Source organism: Massilia sp. 9096 (assembly GCF_000745265.1).
GTDB lineage: Bacteria > Pseudomonadota > Gammaproteobacteria > Burkholderiales > Burkholderiaceae_D > Telluria.
The window spans coordinates 1,349,979-1,367,975 of record NZ_JQNN01000001.1 but is presented as its reverse complement, the minus strand read 5'-3'; the positions used below and the strand labels follow the sequence as shown (position 1 = coordinate 1,367,975).

The window sequence follows — 17,997 nt, the reverse complement described above, 5'->3', positions numbered from 1 at the left end:
CATGCGCCGGCGGGCAGCCGCCGCCGTGCTGCCGTGCCCGGCCGTGGTGGCGGGGATGTCGATCACGCCACATAGCCTCATCATGCTGACCGCCCTGCAGCCGCTCTGGAACCTGGCGGCCGCGTGGACCCTGTGGCAGGCAGCCAGGCCCTGAGTCAGTCCCAGAGTCACGCCTTGAGTCAGGCGTTGAACCCCTTGCCCTCGCGCGCCAGCTGCACCAGCAGCGGCGCCGGCTGCCACGCCTCGCCGTGGTAGCCGCGCGCATACTTGTGCATCGCCTCCAGCGCCTTCGGCAAGCCGACGGTATCGGCGTAGAACATCGGCCCGCCGCGAAACAGCGGGAAACCATAGCCGGTCAGGTAGACCATGTCGATGTCGGAAGCCCGCAGCGCGATCCCTTCCAGCAGGATCCTGGCGCCCTCGTTGACCAGCGCATAGACCAGGCGCTCGACGATCTCCTCGTCGCCGATCCGGCGCCGCTCGATGCCGAGGTCCTTCGAATGCTGGACGATCATGTCGTTCACGCGCCGCGACGGATGCGGCGTGCGCTCGCCCGGCCGGTAGTCGTACCAGCCGGCGCCGGTCTTCTGGCCGAAGCGGCCCGCCTCGCACAGCAGGTCGGCGGTCTTCGAGTACTTCACGTCCGGCATGTCCAGGTAACGGCGCTTGCGGATCGCCCAGCCGATGTCGTTCCCGGCCAGGTCCCCCATGCGAAACGGCCCCATCGCGAAGCCGAATTCTTCGATGGCGCGGTCGACCTGTTCGGGCAGCGCGCCCTCGTCGAGCAGGAAGCCGGCCTGGCGCACGTACTGCTCGACCATGCGGTTGCCGATGAAGCCGTCGCACACGCCCGACACCACGCCGGTCTTCCTGAGCTTCTTGGACAGCGCCAGCGCGGTGGCCAGCACGTCCTTGCCGGTCTCGCGGCCGCGCACGATCTCGAGCAGCTTCATCACGTTGGCCGGGCTGAAGAAGTGCAGGCCGATCACGTCCTGCGGGCGCGCCGTGAAGCCGGCGATCTTGTCCAGGTCCAGCGTCGAGGTGTTCGAGGCCAGGATCGCGCCTGGCTTCATGATGGCGTCGAGCTCGCGGAACACGACCTCCTTGACGCCCAGGTCTTCGAACACGGCTTCGATCACGATGTCGGCCTGGGCGATGTCTTCGTACGACAGCGTGCCTTTCACCAGGCTCAGGCGCTGCTCGCATTGTTCCGCGCTCAGCTTGCCCTTCCTGACGGTGTTTTCGTAATTCTTGCGGATGGTCGCCAGGCCCTTGTCGAGCGCTTCCCGTTTCATCTCGAGGATCGTCACCGGGATGCCGGCGTTGGCGAAGTTCATCGCAATGCCGCCGCCCATGGTGCCGGCGCCGATCACGGCGGCCGACTTGATCGCGCGGATCGGGGTATCCGGCGGAACGTCGGGCACCTTGCTGGCGGCGCGCTCGGCGAAGAAGGCATGGCGCAGCGCCTTCGACTCCGGGGTCTGCGTCAGCGCGATGAAGCGCGCGCGCTCGAACGCCAGGCCATCCTCGATCGGCATGTCGACGGCCCCGGCGATGCATTCGACGCACTCGCGCGGCGCCGGGAACGGGCCGGCTTCCTTCGCCACGCGCGCACGCGCGAGCGCGAGGAAGGCCTGCGCATCCGGGTGCGCTACCTGACGGTCACGTACCTTGGGCAGCGGGCGCACGTCGGCGACCCCGTTCGCGAAGTCGACCGCGGCGGCCACCAGGTCGGCCCCGGCGGCGAACACCGCGTCGAACAGCGCCGGCAGCTTTTCCGAGGCGACCGGCGCGCCGCTGACGATCATGTCGAGCGCGGCTTCCAGGCCGAGCACGCGCGGCAAACGCTGGGTGCCGCCGGCGCCCGGCAGCAGGCCGAGCTTGACTTCCGGCAGCGCGATCTGTGCGCCCGGCACGGCGACGCGGTAATGGCAGCCCAGCGCCAGCTCCAGGCCGCCGCCCATGCACACGCTGTGGATCGCGGCCACGGTCGGCTTGGCGGCGCTCTCGGCGGTGCGGATCAGCGTGTGCAGCGTCGGCTCGGTCAGCGCTCTCGGGGAGTTGAACTCGCGGATGTCGGCGCCGCCCGAAAAGGCCTTGCCGGCACCCGTGATGACGATCGCCTTGACCGCGTCGTCGAGCCCGGCGCGTTCGATCGCCGCGACCGCCGCGGTGCGCGTCTCCAGACCGAGGCCGTTCACCGGCGGGTTGTTCAGGGTGATGACGGCCACATTGTTCAGGACCTGGTAATCGGCGCTCATGGGTCTCCTTGATCTTCTATTAGAGTGACAACACTGCGCCACACTATACCGCCAAAAAGAACGGTCGTGTTATTCCTCCAGATGGCGGGCATAGGCCTCGCGCAGCCGGTTCTTCTGCACCTTGCCGGTCCCGCCGATCGGCAGCGCATCGACGAACACGACGTCGTCCGGCATCCAGAACCTGGCGATCTTCCCTTCGAACGCGCCCAGGATGTCCTCGCGCGTGACTTCGACGCCCGGCCGGCGCACCACCAGCAGCAGCGGGCGCTCGTCCCACTTCGGATGGCGCACGCCGATGCAGGCCGCCTGCAGCACGCCGGGGTGCGACATCGCGATGTTTTCCAGGTCGATCGAGCCGATCCACTCGCCGCCGGACTTGATCACGTCCTTGCTGCGGTCGGTGATCTGCATGAAGCCGTCCGGGTCGATGGTGGCCACGTCGCCGGTCGGGAACCAGCCGTCCTGGAGCGGGTCGGTCTCGCCGCGAAAGTAGCTGGCGACGATCCACGGCCCGCGCACCAGCAGGTCGCCGGCGCTCACGCCGTCCCAGGGCAGCTCGGCGCCGTGTTGGTCGACGATCTTCATGTCGACCCCGAAGATCGCATGGCCCTGCTTTTGCAGGATCCGCCGCTGCGCTTCCTTCGGCAGGCTGCGATGCCTGGCCAGCAGGCCGCCGGTGGTCCCGAGCGGCGACATTTCGGTCATGCCCCAACCGTGCACGACCTGCACGTCGAAGCGGTCGACCAGCGTGTCCATCAGCGCCGGCGGGCAGGCCGAACCGCCGATCACCGTGCGCCGGAAGGTCGAGAAGCGCAAATCGTTCTGCAGCGCGTAGTTGACCAGGCCGAGCCAGACGGTCGGCACGCCGGCCGAAAAGGTCACGCCCTCGCCCTCGAACAGGTCGTACAGCGACTTGCCGTCCAGCGCCGCGGCTGGCAGCACCAGCTTGGCGCCGCTCAATAACGCCGAATACGGCAAGCCCCAGGCGTTGACGTGGAACATCGGCACCACCGGCAGCACAGTGTCGGCCGCGCTGACGTTGAGCACGTTCGGCATGCTCGACGCGTAGGCATGCAGTACGGTCGAACGGTGCGAGTACAGCGCCCCCTTCGGGTTGCCGGTGGTGCCCGAGGTGTAGCACAGCGAGGCGGCCGCGTTCTCGTCGAACTGCGGCCACGCATACGCGTCGCCGGCCGATGCGGAGGCGTCGAGCAGGTCTTCGTAGCACAGCAGGTCCGGGATGCTGGAGGCGGCCGGCATGTGGGCGCGTTCGGTCATCGCCACGAAATGGCGCACCGTCGGGCACAGCGCGGCGATGCTTTCCACCAGCGGCAGAAAACCCAGGTCGAAGAACAGCATCTGGTCTTGCGCGTGGTTGACGATCCAGGCGATCTGCTCGGGATGCAGGCGTGGATTAATCGTGTGCAGCACGGCGCCCGAACCGGACACGGCGTAATACAGCTCGAGGTGGCGATGGCCGTTCCAGGCCAGCGTGCCGACGCGCTCGCCCATGCTGACGCCGCAATCTTCGATTGCCTGCGCCAGGCGGCGCGCGCGCCGTTCGCATGCACGGTAAGTACTGCGGTGCAGCTCGCCCTGCAGTGCCGGCTCGGTGCGGCGCGACACGATCTCGCTGGCGCCGTAGTGACGTGCCGCAAAGCGGATGATGCTCGAGATCATAAGCGGCTCGATCATCATCTGGCCTGGAAGCGCTCTGGGTGCGGTGTCCATCATCTCCTCCGTGCTTGGTGCCCGCGCGCATCGTGGCCAACCGCCGAGCGCTCGTGGCAAGGACGAGTGTTGCGCGCGTCATAAAGCAGCGTCAATGGATTTCGATGCTGCGGCGCACCGCCACCGCAGGCATTGTCTTTCTATTCATTAACGATGCGTTAGCAGATGCAAGGCGCGTGTGCCGTGCGCAAGCGTCGCCATGCAATTTGCGCAGCTGCGGTAGAATCCCGCCATTGATTGCGCCAACCCTGAAGGAACTCCTATCCGCGCCGATGACCTGCAACTGGACAATTCGTTTGCCGAATTGCCGCCCGCGTTCTACACGCGACTGATGCCGACGCCGTTGCCAGCGCCCTATTTTGTGGCGGGCAGCGCGTCGGCGGCTGCGCTGGTCGGGCTCGACCCGGCCGAACTGTCGCATGAGGACTTCGTCACCGTATTCACCGGTAACCAGGTGCCGCCGCGCGCCAAGCCGTTGTCCGCCGTGTATTCCGGACACCAGTTCGGGCACTGGGCAGGCCAACTCGGCGATGGCCGCGCCATCCTGCTGGGCGAATTGTCGGGGCCTGGCGGCAAGCTGGAACTGCAGCTCAAGGGCGCCGGCATGACGCCTTACTCGCGCATGGGCGACGGCCGCGCGGTGCTGCGCTCGTCGATCCGCGAATTCCTGTGCTCGGAAGCGATGGCGGCCCTGGGCATCCCGACCACGCGCGCGCTGATGGTCACCGGATCGAACCAGCGCGTGGTGCGCGAAACCGTCGAGAGCGCCGCCGTGGTGACCCGCATGGCGCCCAGCTTCGTGCGTTTCGGTTCTTTTGAGCACTTCTCGTATAACAACAGGCACGAGGAATTGCGCATCCTGGCCGACTACGTGATCGATGGCTTTTATCCCGAGCTGCGCGGCGCCGCCAACCCTTACCTGGCGCTGCTCGAAGAAGTGACGCAGCGCACCGGCCGTATGATCGCGCATTGGCAGGCGGTCGGCTTCATGCATGGCGTGATGAACACTGACAATATGTCGATCCTGGGCCTGACCCTGGACTACGGCCCGTTCGGCTTCATGGAAGCCTTCGACGTCGACCACATCTGCAACCACACCGACCAGGGCGGACGCTACTCGTATTCGAACCAGGTACCGGTCGGCCACTGGAACTGCTACGCGCTGGCCAATGCCCTGATGCCGCTGATCGGCGACAAGGAAGGCGCCGAAGCCGCGCTCGACACCTATATCGACGCCTACGGCGAGCAGTTCGACCGGCTGATGCACGCCAAGCTCGGCTTGACCACGGCGCTGGAAGACGACAAGGCCCTGTTCGACGCCATGTTCCAGGCCATGCAGGCCGGCCACGTCGACTTCACCCAGTTCTTTCGCAAGCTGGCCGACCTGCGTGTCGACGTGCCCGAGGCCGAGGTCCCGGACGCGGACGCCCCGCTGCGCGACCTGTTCATCGACCGCCCGGCCTTCGACGTCTGGGCCCTGCGCTACCGCGCACGCCTGCGCGCCGAAGGCAGCGTTGATACCGAACGCCAGCTTGCAATGCGCAAAGTCAACCCGAAATATGTGTTGCGCAACTACCTGGCGCAGACTGCGATCGAACGTGCGCAGAACGGCGACTTCAGCGAGGTCTCGAAACTGCTGGACATCCTGTCGCGTCCTTTCGACGAGCAGCCCGAGCACGAGACCTACGCCGAGCTGCCGCCGGACTGGGCCGCGCAGCTCGAGGTCAGCTGCTCTTCCTGAGCCGGCCCCGCATCATCCCTATATAAACACGACGAGCACATCATGAGCGACAAAGTGACCAAGACCGACGCCGAATGGCGCGCCCAGCTGGACCCGATGGAATACCAGGTGACGCGCCACGCGGCCACCGAACGCGCCTTCACCGGCAAATTCTGGGACCACCACGAACACGGCATCTACCGCTGCGTCTGCTGCGGCACCGCGCTGTTCGAATCGGACGCCAAGTTCGAGTCCGGCTGCGGCTGGCCCAGCTACTTCAAGGCACTCGATCCGGACAACGTCATCGAGAAGCAAGACCGCACCCACGGCATGGTGCGCACCGAGATCGTCTGCGCGGTGTGCGACGCCCACCTGGGCCACGTGTTTCCGGACGGCCCGCCGCCGACCGGCCTGCGCTACTGCATCAACTCGGCCGCGCTGAGCTTCGAGCCGCTCTGATCGGATACTGCGCATGAAGAAGTTTTTGTTCGACCTGTTTCCGGTCATCCTGTTCTTCCTCGCCTACAAGGTGGCGAAGCTGCAGCCCGACGCGGCGCAGGCGCTGACCCAGCACACCCTGGGCGGCTTCGTTTCCGGCGGCATCATCACCGCCGACCAGGCGCCGATCCTGCTGGCCACCGTGGTCGGCATCGTCGGTACGGTGCTGCAGATCGGCTACCTGCTGGTGCGCGGCCGCAAGGTCGACGGCATGCTGTGGGTGTCGCTGGCGGTGATCGTCGTGATGGGCGGCCTGACAATCTATTTCCACGATGAAGAATTCATCAAGTGGAAACCGACCATCCTGTATTGGGCGTTCGCGCTGGTGCTGCTGGTCGGCCAGGTGGGCTTCCGCAACAACCTGATGCGTGCGGCGATGGAAAGCCAGATCAAGCTGCCCGATGCGGTCTGGAACCGCGTCGGCTATGCCTGGATGGCGTTCTTCGCCGCGATGGGCCTGTTGAACCTGTTCATGGCCTTCGTCGTCTTCCGCGGCAACACCGACGCCTGGGTCAGCTTCAAGCTGTTCGGCGCCACCGGCCTGCTGTTCGCCTTCGTGGTGGCGCAGACCTTCATGCTGTCCAAATACATCCAGGAGGACGCATGAGCGCCGCCGACACTAGTATGAATACGCGCGCCGACGGACGGGTCGAGCGCATCCGTGCCGCGCTGCAGGCGGCGCTGGCGCCGGTCGAACTTTCGGTCGGTGACGACTCCCACCTGCACGCCGGCCATGCCGGCGCAGCCTCGGGCGGCGGCCACTATAGCGTTCGGGTCGTTTCCGAACGGTTCGAAGGGCAGAGGCTCGTCATGCGTCATCGGCTGGTGTATGATGCCGTGCAAGGTATGATGCATACCGACATTCACGCGCTGGCGATCACCGCCCTTGCGCCTTCGGAACTGTCTTGATCGCGGGTTTCAGGGAGTCTTAAGAATTCTGTTCGACAATACGCACTGACTATAAGAATTAATCCAACCTCGTCCAAGCAACCCCCTCACAGGAATGAAAATGACTTTTAAGCCAGCACGGCTGCTGTTAGCCCTGATCGCCATCGCCGTTACGCCTGCTTTCGCGCAGAACCTTGCCGTCGTGAACGGCAAGCCGATTCCGTCCTCGCGCGCCGACGCCATCGTCAAGCAAGTCGTAGCGCAGGGCCAGGCGACCGACGGCCCGCAGCTGCGCGACGCGGTCAAGAAAGACCTGATCGCACGCGAAGTGATGATGCAGGAAGCCGTCAAGGAAGGTTACGACAAGAATCCCGAGGTGAAGCAGGCGCTGGAGAACGCCCGCCAGACCATCGTCGTCAACGCCCTGGCCCGCGACTACATCCAGAAGCACCCGGTCAGCGATGCCGAAATCAAGGCCGAGTACGACCGCTTCACCAAGCAGACCGGCGACAAGGAATACCACGTGCGCCACATCCTGGTCGAGAACGAAGCCGACGCCAAGGCGATCATCGCCAAGATCAAGGGCGGCGCCAAGTTCGAAGACCTGGCCAAGCAGTCGAAGGACACCGGCACCGCCAACAACGGCGGCGACCTGGACTGGGCGAGCCCGTCCTCGTTCCCGCCCGAGTTCGCCGCCGGCTTCACCGGCCTGCAAAAAGGCCAGGTGACCGAGAACCCGGTGCACACCCAGGTCGGCTGGCACGTGATCAAGCTGGACGACGTGCGCGCCGCCAAGCTGCCGTCGCTGGATGAAGTCAAGCCCCAGATCTCCGATGCCCTGGCGCAGCAGAAACTGGCTGCTTACCAGGAGCAAATGGTCAAGAACGCCAAGGTGCAGTAAGATGCTGTCTCCCGGCGGTTTCGACCGCCGGTTTTCGTCGCCGCGGCGACTGTTTCGTTTGGAATGAATAGGATCGATACATGATTGTGAAGCCCGCCCGCCTGTTGTTCGCCATGATCGCGATGGTAGCTCTGCCGTCGTTCGCGCAAAACGTTGCGACCGTCAATGGCAAGCCCATCCCGGCGTCCAAGGTTGACCAGGTGGTCAAGCAGGTCGTCGCGCAAGGCAAGGCCACCGACTCCCCGCAGCTGCGCGATGCGATCAAGAAGGACCTGATCAGCCGTGAAGTCCTGATCCAGCAAGCCGACAAGGAAGGCGTCGGCGCCCGTCCGGACGTCAAGAACGCCATCGACAACGCTCGCCAGAGCATCATCATCAACGCGATGCTGGCCGACTACGTCAAGAAGCACCCGGTCACCGACGCCGAGATCCAGGCCGAGTACGACAAGTACAAGTCCCAGGTCGGCGACAAGGAATACCACGCGCGCCACATCCTGGTCGCGACCGAAGACGAAGCCAAGCAGATCATCGCCAAGCTGAAAGGCGGCGCCAAGTTCGAAGACCTGGCCAAGCAGTCGAAGGACCCGGGTTCGGCAGCCAATGGCGGCGACCTGGACTGGGCAAGCCCGGCCAACTTCGTGCCTGAGTTCTCGCAAGCGATGACCTCGCTGAAAAAAGGCGAAGTCACCCAGACTCCGGTCAAGACCCAGTACGGCTACCACGTCATCAAGCTGGAAGACGTGCGTCCGGCCAAGGTCCCGGCCCTGGCCGACGTCAAGCAGCAGATCGCGGAATCGCTGCAGCAGCGCCGCGTCGCCGCCTTCCGCGACGACCTGATGAAGAAAGCCAAGATCCAATAATCCGGATCGGCCAGCAAAAGCGCTCCCGCGGGGGCGCTTTTTTTTGGCCCGGCGCTTTGCCGTTCGCGCCGCGGGCCAGTTCACCAATCATCGCCATGGAGGGCGCATGTTCCTTTTTCCTCGTACACGCAGTCGCGCAGCGGCCGCTGCCCCGGTCGTCTCCGCCATGCTGCTGGGCGTGCTGGCCTGCAGCGGCGGCGCCGTTCATGCCCAGACCGCGCCGGCCCTGTCCCTGTACGACGGCAAGCCGGTCGCCGGCGCGCACATCGTGTTCGGTGACGCCGACGTCCAGCAGACGCTCGACGCCGCCACCAGCGCGGCCGCGCGCATGGATGTCGACCCCAAGCAGCCCGGCGCCGTGATCGAAGCGCGCCGCGTGGCGCCGCCCGCGGGCGCTGCGCCAGGGTCGGGCGCCGCGCTCGGCCTGCGCTGGAAGGACAGCTGGATCGCCACGCTGCGCATCGACAGCGCGCCGCTCGACCTGCGCCCCTACCTCGCCGACGGCACGCTGTCGTTCGACCTGAAGGTCAACGAACTGGCGCAGGGCGGCCTGGCCTACCGCGTCGATTGCGGCGAAGGCTGCGAGCGCAAGGTGGTCGACGTGGTCGCCGCACGCGCGGCCCAGGGCCAGGGCTGGCGCCGCCTGAGCTATGCGCTGCGCTGCTTCTGGCGCGACGGCGACGACTACGGCGCCGTCACCCACCCGTTCGCGCTGGACGGCACCGGAGCCGGCGACGTCGAGGTGGCCAACGTGCGCATCGAGGCGCACGGCCGTTCGAACACGGCCTGCCCGGACTACCGCACCGCCTCGGTCACGCCGGCGCCGCTCGAGGAATCCTGGTCGCTGGCGTGGTGGATGCCGCGCCACGCCGCCGTGCTGGCCGAGATCGCACGGCGGCGCCAGGCCGCCGAGTCGACCGGCGTCGTTTTCATCGGCGATTCGATCACGAATAACTGGGAAAACCAGGGCAAGACGGTGTGGGCCGAACGCTACGCCGCGCTGCACCCGCTCAACCTCGGCTTTGCCGGCGACCGCACCGAGAACCTGCTGTGGCGCCTGCGCCATGGCGAAGTCGACGGCATCGACCCAAAGGCCGCGGTGCTGATGATCGGCACCAACAACGGCGGCGCGCGCCAGGATGCGCCCGAGGCCACCGTCGCGGGCGTGCGCGCCGATATCGAAGAACTGCGCCGGCGCCTGCCGCGCACGCGCATCCTGCTGCTGGCGATCTTCCCGCGCGGCGCGGGCCCGGACGACCCGGGGCGCCGGCTGAACGCGCAGGTCAACGCGCAGCTGGCGGGCCTGGCCGACGGTCGCCAGGTCGTCTTCCTGGACATCGGCGCGGCCTTCCTGGCGCCGGACGGCACGCTGTCGAAGGACATCATGCCGGACCTGCTGCATCCGAACGAGCGCGGCTACCGGATCTGGGCCGACGCGATGGCGCCGGCGCTGGACGCCCTGGTGCGCTGACAGGAGCCAGGGGAACTCATGCGCACTGCCGCCGGTACCACCCTGTCGCTGCGCCACCTGCTGATCCTGCTGGCGGCGATCGGCCTGCTGCCGCTGGCGCTGCTCGGCGTGTGGAGCATCGACGCCGCCGGCCAGCACCGGCTGCGCGAGCAGGAACGCGGTCTGCTCGACCTTGCGCGCGCGCTCGCGAGCGCGGTCGACGCCGAACTCGACGGCACTGTCGCCACCCTAAGCGGGATGGCGCGCTCCCCGGCGCTGCTGCGCGGCGACATCCCCGCCTTCTACGCGATTGCGGCCCAGCAGTCGCAGGTCCACCCGGAGTGGCTGGGCGTGATGCTGGCCGATGCCGACGGCAAGATGCTGTTTCGCACCATGGCGCCCTACGGTGCGCCGCCGGCGCCCATCGCCGATCCGGCCAGCCTGCAGCAGGCGCTGGCGCTGCGCCACCCGGTCGCGGGCCGCATCGCGCGCGGCGGCGGTGGACGGCCCGCGGTGCCGGTCCGGGTCCCGGTGACGGACAGCGCCGGCCGGCTGTACGTGTTGACGGCGGTGATCCGCCCGACCCGCATCCTGCGCGTGGTCGAACGCCAGCGCGCGCCGAGCGGCTCGGTCATCGGCGTGCTGGACGGGTCGCGCTCGATGGTGGCGCGCTCGATCGACCAGGACGGCACCGTCACCCGGGCGCCGAGCGCATCGCTGCTGGCCCTGATGCGCCAGGGCGGCCTCGAAAACACCGGGGAGACGGTCACCATGGAAGGACGGCGGGTGAGCACCGCCTACACCACCCTGTCGCGCTACGGCTGGGTGGTCGCGGTCGGGGCGGCGCCGAGCAGCGCGCCCGCCGGCCTGGCGCTGTACGGCAGCGGCCTGGGCGCGACGCTGGTCGCTTGCGTGGCGCTGGCCACCTGGCTGGCCGGGCGCATCGCACGCCGCATCGACCAGCTGGCGCAGGGCGCGGCCGCGCTCGGCGCCGGCGCACCGGTTCTGCCCGCGCCGTCGGGCATCCGTGAAATCGACGCCATGGGCCAGGCGCTCGTAGCCGCCGCCCGCCGCCGCGACCGCCACGAGCAGGAGCGTACGCGCCTGCTGGAATCGCTCGAACAGGCGCTGCGCAGCCAGGACGACGCGCTCGAGCAGGCGCGCCGCGCCGGCCGCGCCAAGGACGAGTTCCTGGCGGTACTCGGCCACGAACTGCGCAATCCGCTCAGCCCGATCGTCACCGCCCTGGACCTGATGGACATGCGCGACGAACCCTCGGCCCGGCGCGAACGCGGCATCATGCGGCGCCAGGTGACCCACCTCAAGCGCCTGGTCGACGATTTGCTGGACGTCTCGCGCATCGCCTCCGGCAAGCTCACGATCGAACCGCGTCCACTCAACCTGGCCGACACGGTGCGCCACGCCGTGGCGGCGCTGAACAGCCAGGCCGTCACGCTCGAGGCGCCGGACGCCGCCTGGGTGACGGGCGACGACAGCCGCCTGACGCAGGTGCTGGGCAACCTGCTGTCGAACGCCGCGCGCTTCGGCAGCACCCGAACGCGCGTCGTGCTCGAGGTCGTGGAGGGCGAAGCACGCCTGGCCGTGATCGACAACGGCGCCGGCATCGCACTCGAGCACCTGCCGCACATCTTCGAGCCGTTCTTCCAGGCGCCGCAAGCGCTGGCGCGCGCCACCGGCGGCCTCGGCCTGGGCCTCGCGATCGTGCGCCGCATCGTCGAACTGCACGGCGGACGCATCAGCGCCAGCAGCGCCGGCCCGGGCCAAGGAAGCCGTTTCGAGGTCGTGCTGCCGCTCGTCCAGCCCGCGCACGCGCCCGCCCCCACGGCCGCGCCGCACGACACGCGCGCACGGCGCATCCTGCTGGTCGACGACAACCGCGACGCGGCCGAGACCACGGCCAGCCTGCTCGCAAGCCTGGGCCACAGCGTGCGCATCGCCCACGATGGCGCCGCGGCGCTGGCACTCGCCGGCGACCTGGCGCCCGATGTCGCCATCCTCGACATCGGCCTGCCGGACATGGACGGCTATGCGCTGGCGGCGGCCTTGCGCGCGCGCACGCGTATGGGCGTGGGCGTGGACGCGGACGCGGCTGCGCAGGCGCGCGGGCTGCGGCTGGTCGCCCTCACCGGCTACGGCCAGAAAGAGGACGTCCAGCGCGCCCGCGCGGCCGGCTTCGACCTGCACCTCACCAAGCCGGCCAGCGTGGACGACCTCCAGCGCGCGCTGGCGAGCGCGGCATCTACAGAGCCGGCGCCGTGACCGTGCACGCCTGCGCGCAGCACGCGCCGGCACTCAGGGCTCGGTTGACGGAGGTCCGGCACTGCTGCTGCGCCCGCTGCCCGGGTGCCGGCCGAGGCTCGCCCCCGCCTCGGCGCCCAACGCCTTCAGCTGCCTTTCCAACATACGGATGCGCTCGCGCAGCGCCGGCAGCTTACGCAGCAGCGCCGCGTTGCGTTCCCAGTCGGCGTTCGGCGTGATCGGATAAAAGCCGGTGTAGCGGCCCGGCTCGCTGATCGAATTCGCCACCAGCGTGCCGGCAGTAATGTCGACGTGGTCGGCGATCTCGATATGGCCGTTGACCATGGCCGCGCCGCCGAAGGTGCAGTGGCGGCCGATGCGCGCGCTGCCGGCCACGCCGACGCAGCCGGCCATTGCCGTGTGGGCGCCGATGCGGGTGTTGTGGCCGATCTGGATCTGGTTGTCGAGCTTGACGCCATCTTCGATGACGGTGTCGTCCAGCGCGCCGCGGTCGACCGTGGTGTTGCAGCCGATGTCGACGTCGTCGCCGATCACCACCCGCCCGATCTGCGGGATCTTGACGTAGACGCCATCCTCGACAGCGAAGCCGAAGCCGTCGCCGCCGATCACCGCGCCCGAGTGGATCGTGCCGCGCTTGCCGATGATGCAGCGGGCGTGGAAGCTGACGTTGGCGAACAGGTGCGTCTCCTCGCCGATCACGGCTTCGCGACCGATGAAGCAGCCGGCGTCGATGACCGCCCGGGCTTTGACGACCGCGCCGGCTTCGACCGTCACCAGCGGGCCGATGCGCGCGGTGGGGTCGATGCGGGCGGTCTCGTGCACGACGGCGCAGACGTGGACGCCGGGCGGCGGCGCATCGGCCCTGGCGGGCACCAGCAACTGCGCAACACGCGCGAAATAGGCGTGAGGATTGGCCGTGACGATGCGCGCGCCGCGGTAGTTCGCGGCCACGGCGGCATCATCGCCCGGCGCGAGGATCAGCGCCGCCGCCCCGCTGCACCCAGCCCGGGCGCGCAGTTTTGCGTTGGCGAGAAAGCTGATGTCGGCCGGGCCGGCCCGGTCGAGCGGTGCGATGGCGGTGACTTCCAGGTCGGCCGTGCCGTGCAGTCGGCCACCGAAACGTTCTATCAAGCTAGCCAGTCGGAGTCCCATGCGCATCCCTCTCTTGCTCGTTCTTGTCGCAAGGTTGGACAGGTGCGTGGGCGGCCGGTTCGCATGCGCTTTGGCGCCTCTGTGCCGTGTTGTGACGGCTCAATGGGATGGCGTTTACCGGCCGCGGCAGGCTTGCAATCAAGCGGGCGGGGAATTAAAAAGCGCCCCGTGAGGAGCGCTTTTTCGTGACGCATCACATCAAGTGCGCATCAAACCCGCATCAGCCGACCCACTTGCGCGCATTCTGGAACATGCGTGCCCAAGGCGAGTTCTCGCCCCAGTTCTCCGGATGCCACGACATCGTCACGGTGCGCGCCACGCGTTCGGCGTGCGGCATCATCACCGTGAAGCGGCCGTCGGGCGTGGTCACCGCCGTCAGGCCGCCGGGCGAACCGTTCGGGTTGAACGGATACTGCTCGGTCGCCTGGCCGCGGTTGTCGATGTAGCGCAGCGCCCCGATGACCGACGACTGGTCGCCCGTCACGGAAAAGTCGGCGAAGCCTTCGCCGTGCGCGATCGCCAGCGGGGCGTGGGTGCCGGCCAGGTCCTTGAAGAAGATCGACGGCGAGTCGAGCACCTCGACCATGCCGAAGCGGGCTTCGAACTGCTCGGACTTGTTGCGGGTGAACTTCGGCCACGCCTCGGCGCCCGGGATGATGGATTTCAGGTTGCTCATCATCTGGCAGCCGTTGCACACGCCCAGGCTGAAGGTGTCGGGCTTGGCGAAGTACGCCGCGAACGCGTCCTTGAGCTTGTCGTTGAACAGGATGGTCTTGGCCCAGCCCTCGCCCGCGCCCAGCACGTCGCCGTAGGAGAAGCCGCCGACCGCGATCAGGCCCTTGAACTGCTCGAGCGTCACGCGCCCGGCGATCAGGTCGCTCATGTGCACGTCGATCGCCTTGAAGCCGGCCTGGTGCACCGCCCACGCGGTCTCGATGTGCGAGTTGACGCCCTGCTCGCGCAGGATCGCCACGCTCGGGCGCGCGCCGGTATTGATGAAAGGCGCGGCGATGTCGACGTCGGTGTCGTGCACCAGTTTGGGCGTGAAACCAGGATCCGATTCGTCCAGCAGGCGCTCGTATTCCTGGTCGACGCATGCCGGGTTGTCGCGCAGGCGCGCGATGCGCCAGCTGGTCTCGCTCCACAGGCGGTGCAATTCGCTGCGGCGCTGGTGGTAGATGACCTTGGTGTCGCGCGTGAATTCGATCACGCCGCGGTCGTTGACCTTGCCGATGATGTGGCTGCAGGCGCCCAGGTTGAAGCTGCGCAGCACGTTCATCACCTCGCTGCGCTCACCGTGGCGCACCTGCAGCACTGCGCCGAGTTCTTCGCTGAACAAGGCGCGCAGGGTCATCTCGTTGCGGCGCTCGGCCACTTGCGCGGCCCAGTTCTTGGCGTCGCCGTGGTCCGACGCATGCTCGCCTTCCATGGTCAGGATGTCGAGGTTGACCGAGACACCGGCGCGGCCGGCGAAGGCCATCTCGACCAGCGCCGCGTACAGGCCGCCGTCGGAACGGTCGTGGTAGGCCAGCAGCTTGTCGTCTGCGTTCAATTGCTGGATCGCGGCGAAGAAGGCCTTCAGGTCGGCCGGGTCGTCGAGGTCCGGCGTGTCGTTGCCGACCTGCTGGGTCACCTGCGCCAGGATCGAGGCGCCGAGGCGGTTCTTGCCGCGGCCCAGGTCGACCAGGATCAGCGCCGTGTCGCCCTGGTCCATGCGCAGCTGCGGGGTCAAGGTCTTGCGCACATCCGGTACCGGGGCGAAGCTCGAGACGATCAGCGACACCGGAGAAATGACAGCTTTCGATTCGCCATCGTCATTCCAGGTGGTGCGCATCGACAGCGAATCCTTGCCGACCGGGATCGACAGGCCCAGTGCCGGGCACAGTTCCATGCCGACCGCCTTGACGGTGTCGAACAGCGCGGCGTCCTGGCCCGGCTGGCCGCAGGCGGCCATCCAGTTGGCGGACAGCTTGATGTCTTCGATCGATGCAATCGGCGCGGCGGCGATGTTGGTGATCGCCTCGCCGACCGCCATGCGGCCCGAGGCGGCGGCGTCGATCACGGCGACCGGGGTACGCTCGCCCATCGCCATCGCTTCGCCGCGATAGCCCTCGAAGCTCATGGTGGTGACGGCGACGTCCGCCACTGGCACCTGCCACGGGCCGACCATCTGGTCGCGCACGGTCATGCCGCCGACGCTGCGGTCGCCGATCGTGATCAGGAAGGATTTATCGGCCACCGTCGGGTTCAGCAGCACGCGGCGCGCGACCTCTTCCAGGTCCAGGCCGGTCAAGTCGACCGGCTGGAAGTCATTGTTGACGTGCCGGACGTTGCGCGACATCTTGGGCGGCTTGCCGAGCAGGACCTCCATCGGCATGTCGACCGGCGTCGTATTCGTCTCCGGGTCGATCAGCTTGAGCTGGCGCTCTTCGGTCGCGACACCGACGGCCGCGAACGGGCAGCGCTCGCGCGCGCAGATGGCGGCGAAGGCCGGCAGGTCGTCGGGCGCGATCGCCAGGACGTAGCGCTCCTGCGACTCGTTGCTCCAGATTTCACGCGGCGACATGCCCGATTCTTCCAGCGGCACCTTGCGCAGATCGAAGGTCGCGCCGCGCTTGGCGTCGTTGGTGATTTCCGGGAAGGCGTTCGAGATGCCGCCGGCGCCGACGTCGTGGATCGAGATGATCGGGTTGGCGCCGCCCAGCTGCCAGCAGCTGTTGATGACTTCCTGGGCGCGGCGCTCCATCTCCGGGTTGCCGCGCTGGACCGAGTCGAAGTCCAGGTCGGCGGTGTTGGTGCCGGTCGCCATCGACGAGGCGGCGGCGCCGGCCATCCCGATGCGCATGCCCGGACCGCCCAGCTGGATCAGCAGGCTGCCGACCGGGATGTCGTTCTTGTGGGTGTGCGCGTCCGAGATGTTGCCGATGCCGCCGGCGATCATGATCGGCTTGTGGTAGCCGAACACGGTGCTGCCGGTATTGCCACTGAGCGCGGTGGCGCCGACGTTCTGCTCGTAGGTGCGGAAGTAGCCGCCCAGGTTGGGACGCCCGAACTCGTTGTTGAAGGCGGCGCCGCCCAGCGGCCCGTCGACCATGATCTGCAGCGGCGAGGCGATGCGCTCGGGCTTGCCGTAGGCCGGGTCTTCCCAAGCTTGCTCAGCGCCCGGGATGTTCAGGTTCGACACCGTGAAGCCGGCCAGGCCGGCCTTGGGTTTGGCGCCGCGGCCGGTCGCGCCTTCGTCGCGGATTTCGCCGCCGGCGCCGGTCGAGGCCCCCGGGAACGGCGAGATGGCGGTCGGGTGGTTGTGGGTCTCGACCTTCATCAGCGTGTGCGTGAGATCCGTCGCCGGGGCGTATTCGTTGCCCTCGCGCGGGAAGAAGCGCACGGCCTCGGCGCCTTCCATGATCGCCGAGTTGTCGCTGTAGGCCACGATCGTGCCCTTGGGCTGCAGCTGGTGCGTGTTCTTGATCATCTGAAACAGCGACTTCTCCTGCTTGACGCCGTCGATGGTCCAGTCGGCGTTGAAGATCTTGTGGCGGCAGTGTTCGCTGTTGGCCTGGGCGAACATCATCAGTTCGACGTCGGTCGGGTTGCGCTCGGACCGGGTGAAGGCGTCGAACAGGTAGTCGATCTCGTCTTCGGCCAGGGCCAGGCCCATGTCGACGTTGGCGTCCACCAGCGCCTGGCGGCCTTTGCCCAGCACGTCGATCTGCTCGAGCGGACGGCCTTCGAGTTCGGAAAACAGCGACTCGGCCTGCTCGGTGGAGCGCAACACGGTCTCGGTCATGCGGTCGTGCAGCAGCGCCGCCACGGCCTGGACTTCCTCGTTCGAGAGCTGCTTGGGCGCGCCCAGGCCGGTGCCGAACAGGCCGCTCTTGAGCACCACCGTGAAGGCCACGCCGCGCTCGACGCGGTGCACCTGGGCCATGCCGCAGTTGTGCACGATGTCGGTGGCTTTCGAGGCCCACGGCGAGATCGTGCCCAGGCGCGGGACCACGAAGAAGCTTTCGGTCACGCCCTCGTACTGCGTTTCCGGCACCGGCTCGCCGTAGGTGAGCATGCTGGTGAGACGCTGCGTGTCCTCGTTCGATAACGGGGCGCTGGCGTCGATGAAATGGACGTAGCGCGCCTGCACGGCGGCGACCGTCGGAGCGACGGTTTGCAGTTGCGTGAGGAGGCGTTGGCTACGGAATGCAGAGAGGGCGTTGGAACCCGGCAGAATCAACATGGCTTGGAAGTCGGTTGATGCAGCGTGG

General features: G+C 67.7%; 12 protein-coding genes. 8 read left to right on the top strand and 4 right to left on the bottom strand.

What is annotated here, in order from left to right:
• Positions 1-179 precede the first annotated feature (179 nt).
• Together FA90_RS05950 and FA90_RS05945 are read right to left on the bottom strand one after the other, a co-directional pair.
• Positions 180-2,261, bottom strand: a complete 2,082-nt coding sequence (locus tag FA90_RS05950; protein WP_036166920.1) for a 3-hydroxyacyl-CoA dehydrogenase NAD-binding domain-containing protein — start codon at positions 2,259-2,261, stop codon at positions 180-182.
• A gap of 69 nt (positions 2,262-2,330) precedes the next feature.
• The gene (locus FA90_RS05945) at positions 2,331-3,992 is read right to left on the bottom strand and encodes a 3-(methylthio)propionyl-CoA ligase (RefSeq protein WP_373994592.1); all 1,662 of its coding nucleotides are present in this window, start codon (positions 3,990-3,992) and stop codon (positions 2,331-2,333) included.
• A gap of 277 nt (positions 3,993-4,269) precedes the next feature.
• Between FA90_RS05945 and FA90_RS05940 the strand changes: the two genes are divergently transcribed.
• From FA90_RS05940 to FA90_RS05905, 8 genes are all read left to right on the top strand, one after another.
• On the top strand, positions 4,270-5,733 hold the full coding sequence (locus FA90_RS05940) for a YdiU family protein (protein WP_307172385.1): 1,464 nt from the start codon (positions 4,270-4,272) through the stop codon (positions 5,731-5,733).
• Positions 5,734-5,775: 42 nt separating this feature from the next.
• Positions 5,776-6,171, top strand: coding sequence for a peptide-methionine (R)-S-oxide reductase MsrB (gene msrB, locus FA90_RS05935; RefSeq protein ID WP_036166912.1), 396 nt, complete (start codon positions 5,776-5,778; stop codon positions 6,169-6,171).
• Positions 6,172-6,184: 13 nt separating this feature from the next.
• On the top strand, positions 6,185-6,817 hold the full coding sequence (locus FA90_RS05930; protein WP_036166909.1) for a septation protein A: 633 nt from the start codon (positions 6,185-6,187) through the stop codon (positions 6,815-6,817).
• The gene (locus FA90_RS05925) at positions 6,814-7,119 is read left to right on the top strand and encodes a BolA family transcriptional regulator (protein ID WP_239700557.1); all 306 of its coding nucleotides are present in this window, start codon (positions 6,814-6,816) and stop codon (positions 7,117-7,119) included. Before FA90_RS05930 ends, FA90_RS05925 begins: the two co-directional genes overlap by 4 nt.
• A gap of 100 nt (positions 7,120-7,219) precedes the next feature.
• Positions 7,220-7,999, top strand: coding sequence for a peptidyl-prolyl cis-trans isomerase (locus FA90_RS05920; protein ID WP_036174349.1), 780 nt, complete (start codon positions 7,220-7,222; stop codon positions 7,997-7,999).
• Positions 8,000-8,079: 80 nt separating this feature from the next.
• The gene (locus FA90_RS05915; protein WP_036166906.1) at positions 8,080-8,859 is read left to right on the top strand and encodes a peptidylprolyl isomerase; all 780 of its coding nucleotides are present in this window, start codon (positions 8,080-8,082) and stop codon (positions 8,857-8,859) included.
• Positions 8,860-8,965: 106 nt separating this feature from the next.
• Positions 8,966-10,330: a GDSL-type esterase/lipase family protein gene (locus FA90_RS05910; RefSeq protein WP_081933680.1), complete on the top strand. Its 1,365-nt coding sequence runs from the start codon at positions 8,966-8,968 to the stop codon at positions 10,328-10,330.
• An 18-nt stretch (positions 10,331-10,348) separates the two neighbouring features.
• Positions 10,349-12,589 carry an ATP-binding protein gene (locus tag FA90_RS05905; protein ID WP_036166898.1) on the top strand — a complete coding sequence of 747 codons (2,241 nt, stop codon included), beginning with the start codon at positions 10,349-10,351 and terminating at the stop codon, positions 12,587-12,589.
• 33 nt (positions 12,590-12,622) lie between these two features.
• Here FA90_RS05905 and lpxD read toward each other — a convergent pair whose 3' ends face one another.
• The gene (lpxD, locus tag FA90_RS05900; protein ID WP_081934051.1) at positions 12,623-13,741 is read right to left on the bottom strand and encodes a UDP-3-O-(3-hydroxymyristoyl)glucosamine N-acyltransferase; all 1,119 of its coding nucleotides are present in this window, start codon (positions 13,739-13,741) and stop codon (positions 12,623-12,625) included.
• A gap of 220 nt (positions 13,742-13,961) precedes the next feature.
• Positions 13,962-17,969: a phosphoribosylformylglycinamidine synthase gene (gene purL / locus FA90_RS05895; RefSeq protein WP_036166895.1), complete on the bottom strand. Its 4,008-nt coding sequence runs from the start codon at positions 17,967-17,969 to the stop codon at positions 13,962-13,964.
• Positions 17,970-17,997: the final 28 nt, after the last annotated feature.

Excerpts from the sequence above, each read along its gene's own strand:
- FA90_RS05950 (WP_036166920.1), bottom strand. The coding sequence starts at position 2,261 with ATGAGCGCCGATTACCAGGTCCTGAACAATGTGGCCGTCATCACCCTG.
- FA90_RS05945 (WP_373994592.1), bottom strand. The coding sequence starts at position 3,992 with ATGGACACCGCACCCAGAGCGCTTCCAGGCCAGATGATGATCGAGCCG.
- msrB (WP_036166912.1), top strand. The coding sequence starts at position 5,776 with ATGAGCGACAAAGTGACCAAGACCGACGCCGAATGGCGCGCCCAGCTG.
- FA90_RS05930 (WP_036166909.1), top strand. The coding sequence starts at position 6,185 with ATGAAGAAGTTTTTGTTCGACCTGTTTCCGGTCATCCTGTTCTTCCTC.
- FA90_RS05925 (WP_239700557.1), top strand. The coding sequence starts at position 6,814 with ATGAGCGCCGCCGACACTAGTATGAATACGCGCGCCGACGGACGGGTC.
- FA90_RS05920 (WP_036174349.1), top strand. The coding sequence starts at position 7,220 with ATGACTTTTAAGCCAGCACGGCTGCTGTTAGCCCTGATCGCCATCGCC.
- FA90_RS05915 (WP_036166906.1), top strand. The coding sequence starts at position 8,080 with ATGATTGTGAAGCCCGCCCGCCTGTTGTTCGCCATGATCGCGATGGTA.
- FA90_RS05910 (WP_081933680.1), top strand. The coding sequence starts at position 8,966 with ATGTTCCTTTTTCCTCGTACACGCAGTCGCGCAGCGGCCGCTGCCCCG.
- FA90_RS05905 (WP_036166898.1), top strand. The coding sequence starts at position 10,349 with ATGCGCACTGCCGCCGGTACCACCCTGTCGCTGCGCCACCTGCTGATC.
- lpxD (WP_081934051.1), bottom strand. The coding sequence starts at position 13,741 with ATGGGACTCCGACTGGCTAGCTTGATAGAACGTTTCGGTGGCCGACTG.
- purL (WP_036166895.1), bottom strand. The coding sequence starts at position 17,969 with ATGTTGATTCTGCCGGGTTCCAACGCCCTCTCTGCATTCCGTAGCCAA.